Source organism: Streptomyces sp. LS1784 (assembly GCF_020103755.1).
In the GTDB taxonomy this organism is placed as follows: domain Bacteria; phylum Actinomycetota; class Actinomycetes; order Streptomycetales; family Streptomycetaceae; genus Kitasatospora.
In genome coordinates this window covers 1-13,268 of the sequence record NZ_JAHSQD010000032.1, presented here as the reverse complement: position 1 = coordinate 13,268, position 13,268 = coordinate 1, and the positions used below count along the sequence as shown (strand labels likewise).

Here is a 13,268-nt window from a genome sequence, read left to right as displayed (position 1 = left end):
GGCCGCGGGCGCCGTTGCGGGGCTCCGCGGTGGGGGTTGGTGATGCCGCCGAGCACCCCACCGAGCGGTAGGGGCTGCGCGGCGCCGGCCGCCGGGTCATTTCGACGCCGCCGGAACGGTCACCGGCGACGAGCCGCCGGGCACCAGCAGGTGCGGCGTCCCGCTGCCGTCCGCCGGCACGCTCCAGACATCGGTGCCATTCCCGTCCTGGGCCGGCAGCGCGTACCCGAGCGTCTCCCCGTCGAGCCAGGCCGCCTGGTCGTCCACGCTGCGCGACTCGGCCAGCGGGTGCTCGCGCAGTCCCGCCAGTTCCAGGACGTGGAGCCGCCAGGGCGCCGCCGGGTCGGCCGAGACCTTCTTCTTGAAGGCGATCCGGGTACCGTCCGGCGAGAGCGAGGGACACTCGACGTTCTCCCGCAGTGTGCGGGCCGACCACGCCCGGAGGTCGCCCTCGACCAGGTGGGTCCGGCCGCCGGTCGAGACGGTGGCGTAGAAACGGTTGTCGTCCGAGGCGAAGTTGACGCCCCAGTAGTTGACGTCAGCGGCGTGGTAGCGGGCACCGTCGACGGTCAGCGGGATGGACTCGACCGACTTGACCAGGTAGCCGGTGCGCAGGTCCAGGATCGACGTCCGGGTGGAAAAGGTACCCGCCGCGTAGGAGTCCCCCACGGCGAAGGTGGTCCAGGAAAGCAGTTGCCCGGAGGCCGACACCCGGGCCCGGTTCGGGATCCCGGGCACCGTCACCGTCTGGAGCTCGGTGAACCGCCGGTCGTACACCACCGCTTGGGTACGCGCCGGGGTGCCGGGCAGCGCCCGCAGGCACAGGGCCCGGTCTCCCCCGGCGTGGAAGCGGACACAGGACGGCCCGTCCGGCACCCCCGGGCTGCGGGCGACCCGCCCGGTGGCGGTGTCCCGGTAGTAGAGCCCGGGCTCGTCCAGGGTGAACGAGTTCTCCGCGGCAACGAGCCGCTGCCCGCCGTTGCGCTGCCGGGCGTGCAGCACGTACCCCAGCGAACCGCCCAGCAGTACCAGAGCGGCTGCGATCAGCACCACTGGACGCGCCTTCACGAGGCCTCCCCCTCCGGCAGGATCCGCCATGCTGCGACGAGTGCGGCGGCCAGCCCGAGTGCGGCCACCGCCAGGGCCGGGCGCGGCCCCCACCACGTCCAGGCCGCACCGAAGCCGGCCGCACCGACCAGCCGGGCAAGCGCCTGGCCGGTCTGCAGCACCGCGAGGCCGCTCGCGCGGCCGTCGAGCGGCAGCACCGGCCCGGCCAGTGCCATCAGCACGCCGTCCGTGGCGGCGTAGAAGACGGCGAGGAGTACCAGGACGAGTACGGCGGCCGGCCATCCCGGCGGGGCCATCAGGGTGAGGTAGGCGGCGAGCAGCGCGGCGTGCCCGCAGAGGAACGGAATGCGCCTCCCGGTCCGGTCCGCGATCCGGCCCGCCGGTTCGGCCAGCAGCAGGTAGCCGGCCGCAGCGCCGAGCGGCAGCAACGGGAAGAGCAGGGGCGGCAGGTCCAGGCCGCGTTGGAGCAGAAGGTAGAGGAAGGAATCGCCGATCGTCACTGCCCCCAGTAGCGCGGCGGCCGTGACGACCCGCCGGAACACCGGATCGCCGAGTGTCCTGCTCCTCCTCCTTCCGGTGGGCGTTGACTCGGCGGCCGCTACCGCCGCCCCGGCCACCCCGGCCCCCGCCCCGGCCCCGGCCACCCCGGCCCCCGGCACCGCCCCCGCCGGGACGAACAGGGCCAGCACCAGCACGCCGAACAGCCCGATGGCGAAGCTGACCGCGAAGACCGCGTCGTACGCGTCCGCAGTCGCCCACAGCACCGCGAACGCGACCAGGGGTCCGAGCAGCGCCCCCGTGGTGTCCATCGCCCGGTGTACTCCGAACGCCCGGCCGAGCGCCTCCGGTGGTGCGCTGAGTGAGATCAGCGCATCCCGCGGGGCGGTCCGCACGCCCTTGCCGAGCCGGTCGGCGGCCAGCGCGGCGGCGATCCCTCCGGCGGCTCCGCCGCCCAGCAGCAGCCCGAGCCGCGAGAGCGCCGAGAGCAGGTAGCCGGCCCCGGCGACCGTCCGGTGTCGGCCACCGCCGTGGTCGGCGATTCTGCCGCCGAGCAGCCGGACCAGCGCCGTGGCGCCGTTGAACAGCCCGTCGAGGAAACCGAATTGCAGTGGCGAGAGGCCGAGCCCCAGCACCAGGTAGAGCGGCAGCACGGCGGTGACCATCTCCGAGGAGACGTCGGTGACCAGGCTGACCGCGCCGAGGGCGATGACCGTGCCGGGGACGCGCCGCCCCGTCCCGGCGGGGTGGGGCGGCGCGTCCGTACGGCGGCCGGTGGTGGCCAGGTACATCATCAGTGGCAGCTGTACTTCGGGCCGGTGTCCTTGACCTGGCCGTCCGTTCCGACGTAGGTCCAGCCGTAGCCGGAGTCGGTGAAGTCCAGCTTCAGCACGCCGTAGTCGCCGCTGATCCGCTTCTGGCTGTTCGGCTGGACCTGCTCGATCGGGTACGGCTCGGCACCGCCCATCCCGCCGACGATCTCGACGATCCCGTCCGCGGTGGCCTTCCCGTCCGGGTCCTGCGGGGCGAACCGCTCGTAGTGGTGATCGTGCCCGTTCAACACCAGGTCTGCCCTGGCTCCGTAGAGTATCTTCCACACCGGCCGGGAGACCGGGTCGTTGCCGTGCCCGCCCGAGGAGTACAGCGGGTGGTGCCAGTAGGCGGCGATGCACTTCTTCGCATTGGCCGCCAGGTCGGCCCTGAGCCAGTCGATCTGAGCGCTCTGGTCGAAGGCGTTGGAGTCCAGTGCGACGAAGTGCCAGTTGCCCTCGTCGAAGCTGTACCAGCTCTTTCCCTGCGGGTAGGCGATGCTGCCGAAGTACGCCTTGTACCCGGCGTACGACCCCGCCGGGTCGTAGGTCTCGTGGTTGCCCGGCACCGGGTGGGTCTTCGCCCTGAACGCCCCCCAGGTCTTGTCGTAGTAGTTCCGGAAGTCCGCCAGCCGGGCGTCGTCGTACTGGTTGTCACCCATCGTCAGGTAGAATCTCGGGTTGATCCGCTGGGCCAGCGCGGCCGTCTTCGGATGCGCACAGCCGCTGTCCGAGGCGGTGCACTGCGCGGCGATGTCGCCCGCCGCCACCACGGTGAACGCCCCGCCCGGAGTGGTCCCGGTCGGTGACGGGCCGGTCGGTGACGGACCGCCGTCCGGTACCCCGTACACCTGCATCTCGAACAGCGAGTACCCGTACGACGTCCCGCGCGCCGTCCCGTACATCCGGACGTAGCGGCCCCTGGCGCCCAGCCCTGGCCAATCGTCCGTCCCGCCGTTCCCGGCCTTCTCCTCCGCCACCGTCGTCCAGGTCACCCCGTCCGCCGACACCTCCACCCGGTACGCCTTCGCGTAGGCGGCCTCCCAGCTCAGCTTCACCCGCGAGATCCCCGCGCTCCCTCCAAGGTCCACCAGCAGCCACTGCGGGTCCTCTCCCTCCGCACTCGCCCACCGTGTGGAGGCGCTCCCGTCGAACGCCTTCCCCGCCGCGTACGACGACCCCTCGGTGGACGAGGCCGTCGCGGCCTTCCCCTGCGAGATCAGCGGATCGCCCGCCGCCCCCGCCCGCTCGGACCAGCCGAGCAACAGGCCGCCGAGCAACGCGAGCACAGCGGCGAATACTCCGACACGAACAGGCCTTGCCGAGACACCCAGACGCATCCCTGACTCCATGACCTTGAGAAACGGCGAGAGCTGGACTCCGGTCCACACCACACGAACTCACCGGCAAGCGGCGTCACACCGCCGCGGCGGCCGGGTCAGAGCTCTCACTGAGCGCGTCACGCCCCTCCTGCACGGACGCCGCGCCAAGCCGCCAGTCGACAGCATAATAGAAAGTAAAGTTCCCTATCAATAGTGCGGCGACACCGTCCCGCCGCCCGCATCGTCCCGACACCCGGCCCGAGTGCCATACAGGACAGCTTGGTTGACTGACCGTCATGATCCATCGCCGCAGACCGTTCCCGGTGTGCCGCGACGAGATCGCGGTACCAGGCGTACGAGGCCTTCGGCGTGCACGCCGCACTGGCCGACTTCGTCCGGCGCGACTCCGGCCGGGCCCTCGCCGACTTCGCCAGTAGGCCGCGCCAAGGCACCCCACCAGAAGGTCGAGACGGCCCGGCCTTCACCCAACACCCGGAACTCATGCTGGTTACCCGCCGTCGGATTCCAGAGGCCCCGCTTCCACGCCCCGGTCACACAGTGACGAAGTCACCCATCATCGCCATGTCCTCATGCTCCAGGTTGTGGCAGTGAAGCATGAACGTCCCCATGTGGTCGGTGAACCGGACGGCAAGCTCCACGGCCTCGGCCGGGCGCAGGTCGACGGTGTCCTTCCAACCCGCGTCGAAGGGACCGGGCGGACCTCCGTTGCGGGAGAGGACTTGGAAGTGGTTCAGGTGCAGATGGACGGGGTGGTGGAAGTCGGTGACGAACCGCCAGATCTAGGTGGTGCCGAGCCTCGGCCGGGCCAGTGCGCGGCCGGGCGAGTAGGGCATGCCGTTGATGGTCCAGCCGTGTTCCGGGCTCTGTTGGAAGAGAAAGGCACGGGTGGCCACCGCCGCATCAGGGTTCAGCCGCTCGACGGTGCCGAGAGGGTCCGGCACCCACAGCGGGTCCGAGCGACTGCTCAGTGTGCCGCCCCCAGCGCGATTTTACCGCTCGGAGAGACCGGAGACGGCCGGTCCGCAGGGGCCTCCGCGCGGAGCTTGACGAGGTAGCGGGTGAAGCCGTCGGGGACGCCTGCTGTGGTGTGAGTGGCGCGCAGGCGACGGAGCAGCTTGATCGCTCGCTCGTAGCGGTACTTGCCGGTGTCGGCGAGCTGGGCCTGAATCAGGTAGCCCCGGCGGTCGCGTTCGGCGACGGCGACCACGGCGGCAGTGGCGGTTGCGGGGAGGCCTGCGAGTTGCAGAGGTGACGTAGTCGGGTTGAGGTGAGCGGTCGGGTGGACCCGATCGTGGCGGACGCCAGCCCTGGAACGCCCCAGCATAGCGGCACTGCCACGTCGACGGCGGCCGTTTGGCGCATGCGCCAGCCGTTGGGGTCGAACGGTCATGGGCGGGTGTCTCCGGTGTCCGGGGCTGGTGGACAATGCCCGGATGATGGAGAACGATGACGTCCTGGCCAGGGTCTTGGAGCTGCGGGCGGCGGGGAGCGGGCCGAAGCAGATCGCGAGGGCGCTCGGCCTGCGCCCTGCGCAGGCGAGTGCGTTGCTGCGACAGGTGGCCGAGTGCCGGACGGCAGGGACGGCCCCGGCCGATCGGCCGGTGGTCGGGTGCTGGGTGAACGCGGGCTGGAGCGCCGGCCTGGGGCTGGCCGCCGTACCCGCGTGGGCGGAGGCCGACCCTCCCCCAGCCTCCGGCCGGGGGTACCCCCAGGCCTCCGACGATACGGAGACCAGCGGGTTCGCCCAGGTGCTGGTGGCCCGTCAGGAGCGTGCCAGCAGATTGACGGTGTGCGGGTTCCTGGTCGACGTCTACTGCCTGGGCGTCAAGAACACCGTCGAGCCGGAGGTCATCGGAGCCGGCTCACTCCTTTCGTACCTGCGCCGGTACTACTCGGCCTTCGACCAGCCGCCGTTGAGCATCGAGCTCGACCAGGCCCGCACGATCGTCCACGGTGCGGTCGCGTACGCGCGTTCCCTCGGTTTCACGCCCGCACCGGGCTTTGCGAACACCGCCCCTTACCTCGGGCCTGTGCGAGGCGATGAGCCCGCGATCGTCTTCGGCCGCGGGGGGAAGCCGTTCTACGCCTCCGGCCCGTACGACGACGCCCGGCACATCGTCCGCACCCTGGAGCAGTCCTGCGGCCCGGACGGCTTCCACTACACCGTGGCGATGGGACAGCTGTGAGCATCGACCACCAGCTCGAGGACCGGCAGGAGAAGGAGCGCCGGATCCGTGTCACCGAGCACGAGGCGCAGGCCAACCTGGCCACAGTGCTCCAGCTGTGCGCGACGGGCAAGCTGCGCTGCAGCGAGAAGACCCGCAGGCCGAGCGCGGCCGCCGTCGCCGCGATCGTCGAGGTCCTCGACGGCGGCGACTTCTACGAGCACGAGGCCATCGCCGCCTTCGCCTGGCCGCTACTCCTCCAGGCCGGTGGCCTGGCGACCCTCGCCTCCGGCAGGCTCACGCTCACCCCGCGTGGTCGCACCGCCCTCGCCAAGCCCGCGCACGAGACCATCGCCGCCCTGTGGCACCGCTGGCTGAAGAACACCCTGCTGGACGAGTTCTCCCGGATCGAGGAGATCAAGGGCCAGCGCGCCGCGAACGTGCTCACCGCCGTCCGACCGCGCCGCGAGCTCGTCGGCCAGGCGCTCGCCGCCCGCACAACCGGCCAGTGGATCGCCATGGACGACCTGTTCGCCCAAATGCGCCGAGCCGGCCAGGACCCCGTCATCACCCGAACCGAACGCGCCCAGTGGAAGCTGTACCTGGAAGACCCCCAGTACGGAAGCCTCGGCTACGACGGCCACCACGACTGGTCACTGCTCCAAGGACGCTACACGCTCGCCGTGCTCTTCGAGTACGCGGCCGTCCTCGGCCTGATCGACATCGACTACGTCCCGCCCACCGGAGCCCGCACCGACTACCAGCACAACTGGGGCGGCGACTACCTCGACCAACTCAGCCGCTACGACGGCCTGCTCGCCCTGCGCCTCAACCCACTCGGCGCCTACGCCACCGATCAAGCGGCCACCTACACCCCCAGCCCCAAGCCCCAACCGGCAACCCCGGCCGGCCGGATCACCGTCCTGCCGAACCACGACATCGCCGCCCTCGACGGACTGGCCCCCGGCGACGCCCTGCTTCTGGACGCCTTCGCAGACAAGACCAGCGACCGTGTCTGGAGCCTCACCCACCGCTCCCTGCTCAAAGCCGCCGACGCCGGACGCGACCTCACCGAACTGCGTCGCTACCTGGAGTCGGCAAGCCGGCATCCGCTGCCGCAGACCGTCACGACGCTCCTGGACGACGCCGCTCGCCGCCTCGGCCAGGTCCGCGACACCGGCCCGGTCCACCTGATCGAATGCGCGGACGGTGCCGTCGCCGCTCTCCTGGCCGGGGACCGGCGCCTGCGTACCCTCGTGACCCGGCTGGGGGAGCGCCATTTCGCCGTCCCCGCCGAACGGCTCGCCGCCTTCCGCAAGGCCGCTCTGGCCCAGGGGTACCCGCTGGAACAGGTCCGATGACCAGGCCGCCGCGCTCGGACTCGACTGGCTCTGATCGCACACTCTCATCGCCACCCCACCTCCCCCGCTGTCGGAGGTGGGGCGGCACAGTGATGAGGATTCGTGAAAATGGCCCACGCGCACGCGCTACTTCTCCTGATGCGTCATCGCCTCGCGCACAGTTCTGGCGCGCTCGGCGAGAGACGGCAGGTCGTCCGTGTTGGCACCGCTGCGGTAGTCCGCAACGCTCCCGATGGTGGTCCCGCTCTGGTCGGCCCAGGCGCAGGCCGGCACCAGCCCCTTCTTGTTGCCCGCACACTTGAGGTAGCCGCCCAGCGGGCCTGGCGGGAACACCGTGTACCCGGCCGGCGAGGACCCGTGCTCGGGTACCGGGTCGTCCTTGGGGTCCGCGCCGCCCAGGAGGCGATCCAGCTCTCCGACCGGGCTCGCGAAGGAGCCCGTGGCGCCGACCACCAGGAAGTCCGGCTCGTCGCTGCCGGGCAGGCTGTAGCCGGTCACGAAGTGTTCCCGGTAACGGACTTTTGTGGGAAGGTTCGGGAACAGCTCCTGGTCCAGCAGCGCGTAGCGCCCGCCGCTGTCCGGTTCACGGGTCAGCTCACCGATGGTCTGCGGCGGATCCAGTCGGTAGCGCTTCAGGTCGTCCTGCCCGGGCCTCGTCGCCAGCACCCCCGCGACCAGGAGCACGCACGCTGCCCCACCACCCGCTTTGATCCACGTCGCCCGCCGTACACGCTTCCACCAGGGCGGCACGGGCGCGGCCGGCTCGGCCCAACGGGCCTTCAAGCGGTCCGCGGCGCTCTCGTCGGCGGCCTGCGAGCCACCCTCCTCGACAGCGAGTGACGGAGAACCACCCGTACTGATATTCGACATGGGGCAAACAATGGCCATCAGGCCCCGGTCGGTCAAATACAGCTCCACTACGGCTCGTTCCGAACAAACCGGGGTGGCCGCCCGAGGCATCCCTCCGCAGCACGGCAGGCGAACAGGCCAGCAGCACGGACATCTCCGCCCTCACGCAGGCCATTTGTGACCCGTGCTGGGCGCAGCCATGGCCGATGTCGCCAGCATGTGGACCAACGCCGCGCGCTGGACCTGGTCGTGCAGTTCACCGACGACCAGCGTGCGCAGCTCGCCGTGCAGGAGGAGCGGGCGCTGGGTGAGGTCGCGGCCGGCCCGCCGAAGGAGCGCGGCGGCGGGTGGCGGCTCCGGCTGGGCTGACGCGGCCGGCTCAGCGCGTGGGCGATCCCGCGGTGATGAGCTGCTGTTTTCATGCCGCGGGTCCGCAACTGACCACTCCGGCACCGACCTACGTCACGGTCACCCTGGAGCCGGACACCACCGACACGGTCTCGCCCCCCGCTTCGACCGGCAGCCGGTAGCCGCGGCCCGCCCGGCCCCTGCTGCTTCCACACGCCGTCTATCGTGGGCGGGCCGGGTCGCTCATGCGGGTGACACGGGGCCCAGCAGCTGGTGCCGCTGACCCGTGTTGTGGGGTACTGGGCGGATGCGAACCAGCAGGACGGCCGCTGTCGGGGCCCTGCTCGCCCTTCTCACCGCGGTGCCGGCCCGAGCGGCGACGGCGTCGCCCGCACTCGGCACGCGCCGCACAGCCGGCGTCGTGGCCCCTGAGGTGCTCTGGCGTCAGGTGGTGCTCGACCGGCTTGCCGACGCCGCTCTCGGGGTGCCCGAGCACCGGCGCGCGCAGGTCCCGGGCTACGCCGGGCACATTGTCGACCCGCAGGAGGGTCGACTGACGTTGTACTGGCACGGGGACGTGCCCGAGCGCGTCACCGACCTGCTGGCGCACACCCCGCCGGGGGTCACGGCCACGGTCCGGCGGGCGCCCTACACCCTGCGGCAGCTGCGCGAGGCGCGGGACCGGCTCGTGGCGGCCGCGGTGCGCGGCGACGCGGGCGCGGTGTGGAACTCGGCCGGGCCTACGGCGGACGGGACCGGGCTGGTTGTCGGCTACACCCCGGGCACTGCACATCGGGACGGTGCTCGCGCGCGCGAGCAAGTCGCCGCTCGCGCTGCCGAGCTCGCGGGTGTCCCCGTCGACGCTGCCCCGGCCGCCGCTCCCACTGCCACGGCGACCCGCCACAGCGACGCCAACCCCTGGAGCGCCGGCGCCGAACTCACCTCCCCCGCCAACGCGTTCTGCAGCAGCGGGTTCGGTGCCTGGCGCGGCAAGACCGCCGTCCTGCTCACCGCCGCGCACTGCGGCACTTCCGGCACCTACAAGACCGGCACAGGGGCCGTCATCGGCTCGGTCTCCGATGCGGACACCGCTCTCGACGTGGCCGTGATCAATGTCAACGGCACTCCGTCCGGGCGTTTCTACGACGGCGCCTGGAACAACGCGTCGGGCTACTCCAAGCGGACCTTCGGCGCCGGGCACAACAACGTCGGAGGACTGGTGTGTGACAGCGGGGCCATGTCCGGCGTGCACTGCGGTCTGAAGATCACCAAAACCGAGTACGCCGCCAACGTCGAGGGCACCTGGCACACCGACATGGACATCGCCGAGCGCACCGACGACAGCACCATCGCCGTGGCCCAGGGAGACAGCGGCGGGCCGGTCTTCGCCAGCATCAACGGCGGTGAGGACATGCAGGCCAGAGGCATCGCCGTTGCCGGTGGTGGCAACAGGATTGTTTGCGGGGACACAGCTGTCCGGACAACCTGCTACGACACCCTCCTGTACACCCCGATCTCGCCGGTCGTCGACAAGTTCGGCCTCTCCATCGCCTGACAGCATGAAAGAAGGGCACGCCCGTGGACGTTGCACTCACCGGCCGGCTCCTGGTCACCGTCTCCGTCCTGGCCGTCGCATGCGGCGCGGCCGCCGCCCAGCCCGCCGGACCGCGGGGGCAGTCGCTGGCCGACCTCCAGCAGGCCATCTACAACGCCGGCGTCGGCCCGGCCACCTGGCACGTGGACACCGTCGGTGCCCACCCCGGTGACAGGGTGCAGACCGTCGAAGTGATCGGCGACCTCAACGACGCCCGCCGCGCCCTCGACCAGCGCTTCCCAGGTCGGACACGGGTCGTGCGCGGCCACATCACCTCCGACCTCGTCTTTCGACGCGGCCACGACTACCAGCTCGAAGGCGACCTCCAGGCACTCAATCAGCCCGGCTTCGCGGTCTTCCAGACCGGCGCCGCGCCGGACGGCCGCACCACCGTCGGCGTCGTCGGCGACCTCACCGCGGCCCGCACCTACCTGGCGACCCACTACCCCGGCCGCACGACGGTCCACGGCAACACTCCCTGACCGGACCGGCATCGACCCGGGCTCGCGGCCCCGCCCGCTCTGATCGCGCAGCAGCAGGAGAAATGAAGCCGGAGACGTGCCCGGCGGCCCTGGCCGCCAGGCACTGCTGTGCTCCCCGGCGCGCCGAACCGGGGCCCGCCTGGGCCCCGGCCGGCTGCGGACCGCGCTGGCCGGCAATGCCGGGCCTTCTCCCGTTTCGTAGTCAGCGCCGCTGGACGCTGAAGCCGCTGTCGTGGAGCGCAGCATTCCACTGGTCCCGGTCGAACCACTTGGTGATGTCAGGGGGCAGCCCCGTGATCTGCTTCACCCGGTCATTCCGGCCGTGGCCGGAGGGTCCGCGACTGCCCTCGCACCCGTCACATCCGTCCTCACCGTGGATGTGGCCGGCCATCCACGCATTGACCGCCACGTTGTCGACGGGGTTGCGGGGCACGTCCGGGAGGTGTTGCGGGGGTCCACGGCGATCACTTCCCGTCCGGCGCTTTCGGCCTTGGCGCGCAGGAACGTGAGGAACACCCCCGGGCGTACTGCATCACAGGGGCGGGGCCGACGCGGACATCGATGGCCGTCACGGTGCCGGGGCGCAGCTGGTCGAGAGCGGTGAGGATGCGGCGGTGGGGGCGGAGAGGGGCGGCCCAGGCCGGGGGGTCGGCGGATGACGCGGAGGCGGCGACCTCACCCTGGACGACGTTCTTTCCGGCCACCACAGCGCCGAGGACCAGGCCCTCCTCGGCGAGCCGGCCGACCTCGCCGGCTACTCGACGCGGGGTGCCACTGCCCAGCTCTCCCCCTTCGTCCGTCACCACATCAACATGTTCGGCCGGTACTCCTTGCAGCTCCCCGACCTGCCGGCGGCATGCGGCCCCTGCGTCCCTGGACGCCGACGACGCGGGGTGATTCCACGGGGCACAGCTGGGCCGGATGGCGGAGACGCACACGGCGTGAGAGCGAACTGGAAGGGAACCTCCCCCTGAAGGAACTTTTCCGGCAACCCAGAACCAGGAGCGGAGACGAGCGATGGCCACCATGATGGACGAGGCCCGAGCCGGTCTCTCACGACCAGCGAGTATCCGGCTGCCGGGCATCGTGCTCGGTGTGGGGATGGGCGGCTTCCTCGACGGCATCCTGCTGCACCAACTGCTGCAGTGGCACCACATGCTCTCCAGCACCAACGAGGACCACATCGGCGTCAAGTACTACAACCCCCACACCGTCTCCGGCCTGGAGATGAACACCCTGTGGGACGGCATCTTCCACACCGTGTGCTGGCTGGCCGTCCTCCTCGGCCTCGCCATCCTGTACTCGCGGGTCACCCACAACCGGCTGCGGGTATGGACCTCCCGGGTGCTGTGGGGCTGGATGCTCGTCGGCTGGGGCCTGTTCAATCTCGTCGAAGGCGTCCTGGACCACCACATCCTCGGCATCCACCACGTCTACGCCGGAGACGGCCAGGTCTGGTGGGACATCGGCTTCCTCGTCCTGGGCGCCCTGCTGGTCGCCGGCGGCTACCTGCTCCAGCGCAGTGGCCAGCCCTTCGACCCCAACTCCCCCACCACGCGCGAGGGCCGACGAGCCTGATGGACCACGACATGCCCGCACACGGGCACGACGCGGGCAGCGGCCTCCTGGAGTGGCTGCTGCCCGTCCTCGCCCTGCTGGCCGCCGCCGGCGCCTACCTGCTGCTCGCTCACCGGGCACGCCGGCGCAACCCGGTTTTGGGCTGGAGCCGATGGCGGACCGCATGGTGCCTGACCGGTATCGCCCTACTTGGCGCCGCGCTACTGCCGCCCGTGGCCCGCTTCGCACACCAAGACTTCCGCGGGCACATGACCCAACACATGCTCATCGGCATGTACGCGCCGCTCGCGCTCGTCCTGGCCGCCCCCGTCACCCTCCTCCTGCGCACCCTGCCCACGGCCCGGGGACGGTGGCTGACCACCGTGCTGCACAGCCCGCCTGCCCGCGTGGCCGCCCATCCGGTGGTCGCGCTGGCACTTTCTGCGGGCAGCCTCGCGGTCCTCTACTTCACCCCCCTCTACAATGCGACCACGAACAGCCACCCAGCACACTGGCTGATGCACGCGCACTTCCTGCTGTCCGGATGCTTGTTCGCCTACGTCATCGCCGGCCCCGACCCCGCCCCCACGCGGCCGGGCGTACGCGCCCGGCTGGTCTACCTCGGCATCGCGATCGCCGCTCACGCCGTCATCTCCCAGCTGATGTACGGCGGCTTCTGGGCCAACATCCACGCCCCCATCGACCAGGTCCAGGCAGGCGCCGAGATCATGTACTACGGCGGCGACATCGCCGAACTACTGCTGGCAGCCGCTCTGGTCGCCACCTGGCGCCCCGACCACCGACGTGGGGTCTGTACGGTTGGCTGGACACACCCGCCGTCCCCGGCCTGGACGACGTCGGTGCCGACGGCGGCGAGGGCCGCGACCCACAGCGGTCGGTCGTTGTCGCCCGCACGGGCGGAGGTGGGGCCGGGGGCCGGGTCGGGCTCGGTGCGGTGGCGCTGGTCGCGCATCCGGCGACCCTGCCCGGCGTCCCCTTCGCCGTCTTTCACCGCCGGGTCCAGGCCGGGCAGGCGGGCTCGTGCCAGGTGGTTCGGACGACGCCCCCGCCCGGGGTGAGGTGCTCGCTCGACCAGGTCCGGCAGCACCCTCCGCCGGGCCGGACGGGGCCGGCGGTCTGGCGGTGCGGACCGGAGCAGCGGGGGCGGCGGGCGCGGCCGGACGGCGTCGGCGA

Annotated in this window: 13 protein-coding genes and 2 pseudogenes; 7 read left to right on the top strand and 8 right to left on the bottom strand. The window is 71.4% G+C overall.

All coding sequences use genetic code 11. The features are described from left to right. Nucleotides 1-96 precede the first annotated feature (96 nt). The 6 genes from KS423_RS06885 to KS423_RS06860 all read right to left on the bottom strand — a co-directional run bounded on the left by KS423_RS06885 (nt 97) and on the right by KS423_RS06860 (nt 4,925). Complete coding sequence (locus KS423_RS06885) at nt 97-1,068, bottom strand: TolB family protein (protein WP_374119911.1); 972 nt, start codon at nt 1,066-1,068, stop codon at nt 97-99. Next, nucleotides 1,065-2,357, bottom strand: a complete 1,293-nt coding sequence (locus tag KS423_RS06880) for an MFS transporter (protein ID WP_224276196.1) — start codon at nt 2,355-2,357, stop codon at nt 1,065-1,067. The genes KS423_RS06885 and KS423_RS06880 overlap by 4 nt, the downstream gene beginning before the upstream one ends. A gap of 2 nt (nt 2,358-2,359) precedes the next feature. Next, on the bottom strand, nt 2,360-3,664 hold the full coding sequence (locus KS423_RS06875; RefSeq protein WP_224276137.1) for a discoidin domain-containing protein: 1,305 nt from the start codon (nt 3,662-3,664) through the stop codon (nt 2,360-2,362). Nucleotides 3,665-4,248: 584 nt separating this feature from the next. Further along, nucleotides 4,249-4,497 (bottom strand): multicopper oxidase domain-containing protein, encoded by a 249-nt coding sequence (locus KS423_RS06870; protein ID WP_224276194.1) that lies wholly within the window; start codon nt 4,495-4,497, stop codon nt 4,249-4,251. Further along, complete coding sequence (locus KS423_RS06865) at nt 4,498-4,659, bottom strand: hypothetical protein (RefSeq protein ID WP_224276135.1); 162 nt, start codon at nt 4,657-4,659, stop codon at nt 4,498-4,500. A 23-nt stretch (nt 4,660-4,682) separates the two neighbouring features. Next, complete coding sequence (locus KS423_RS06860; RefSeq protein WP_224276132.1) at nt 4,683-4,925, bottom strand: hypothetical protein; 243 nt, start codon at nt 4,923-4,925, stop codon at nt 4,683-4,685. A 226-nt stretch (nt 4,926-5,151) separates the two neighbouring features. On the opposite strand from KS423_RS06860, the gene KS423_RS06855 reads away from it, so the two are divergent. Next, nucleotides 5,152-5,904, top strand: a complete 753-nt coding sequence (locus tag KS423_RS06855; protein ID WP_224276130.1) for a hypothetical protein — start codon at nt 5,152-5,154, stop codon at nt 5,902-5,904. Next, the gene (locus KS423_RS06850) at nt 5,901-7,244 is read left to right on the top strand and encodes a helicase-associated domain-containing protein (protein WP_224276128.1); all 1,344 of its coding nucleotides are present in this window, start codon (nt 5,901-5,903) and stop codon (nt 7,242-7,244) included. The genes KS423_RS06855 and KS423_RS06850 overlap by 4 nt, the downstream gene beginning before the upstream one ends. A gap of 126 nt (nt 7,245-7,370) precedes the next feature. On the opposite strand, the gene KS423_RS06845 is transcribed toward KS423_RS06850, so the two are convergent. Continuing rightward, nucleotides 7,371-7,928: a hypothetical protein gene (locus KS423_RS06845; protein WP_224276126.1), complete on the bottom strand. Its 558-nt coding sequence runs from the start codon at nt 7,926-7,928 to the stop codon at nt 7,371-7,373. A 384-nt stretch (nt 7,929-8,312) separates the two neighbouring features. Here KS423_RS06845 and KS423_RS06840 point away from each other — a divergent pair, with 384 nt between their 5' ends. From KS423_RS06840 to KS423_RS06830, 3 genes are all read left to right on the top strand, one after another. Continuing rightward, complete coding sequence (locus KS423_RS06840) at nt 8,313-8,462, top strand: hypothetical protein (protein ID WP_224276124.1); 150 nt, start codon at nt 8,313-8,315, stop codon at nt 8,460-8,462. 286 nt (nt 8,463-8,748) lie between these two features. Beyond that, the gene (locus tag KS423_RS06835; RefSeq protein WP_224276122.1) at nt 8,749-9,996 is read left to right on the top strand and encodes a S1 family peptidase; all 1,248 of its coding nucleotides are present in this window, start codon (nt 8,749-8,751) and stop codon (nt 9,994-9,996) included. A 23-nt stretch (nt 9,997-10,019) separates the two neighbouring features. Continuing rightward, on the top strand, nt 10,020-10,517 hold the full coding sequence (locus KS423_RS06830; RefSeq protein WP_224276120.1) for a hypothetical protein: 498 nt from the start codon (nt 10,020-10,022) through the stop codon (nt 10,515-10,517). A gap of 426 nt (nt 10,518-10,943) precedes the next feature. On the opposite strand, the pseudogene KS423_RS06825 reads toward KS423_RS06830, so the two are convergent. Next, nucleotides 10,944-11,036 (bottom strand): annotated as a pseudogene (locus tag KS423_RS06825) (zinc ribbon domain-containing protein); the annotation flags it as partial. A 498-nt stretch (nt 11,037-11,534) separates the two neighbouring features. On the opposite strand from KS423_RS06825, the gene KS423_RS06820 reads away from it, so the two are divergent. Both KS423_RS06820 and KS423_RS06815 read left to right on the top strand, forming a co-directional pair. Continuing rightward, complete coding sequence (locus tag KS423_RS06820; RefSeq protein ID WP_224276118.1) at nt 11,535-12,095, top strand: DUF2243 domain-containing protein; 561 nt, start codon at nt 11,535-11,537, stop codon at nt 12,093-12,095. After that, nucleotides 12,095-12,880 (top strand): annotated as a pseudogene (locus KS423_RS06815) (cytochrome c oxidase assembly protein); the annotation flags it as partial. The gene KS423_RS06820 and the pseudogene KS423_RS06815, both read left to right, overlap by 1 nt. Nucleotides 12,881-13,268 lie beyond the last annotated feature (388 nt).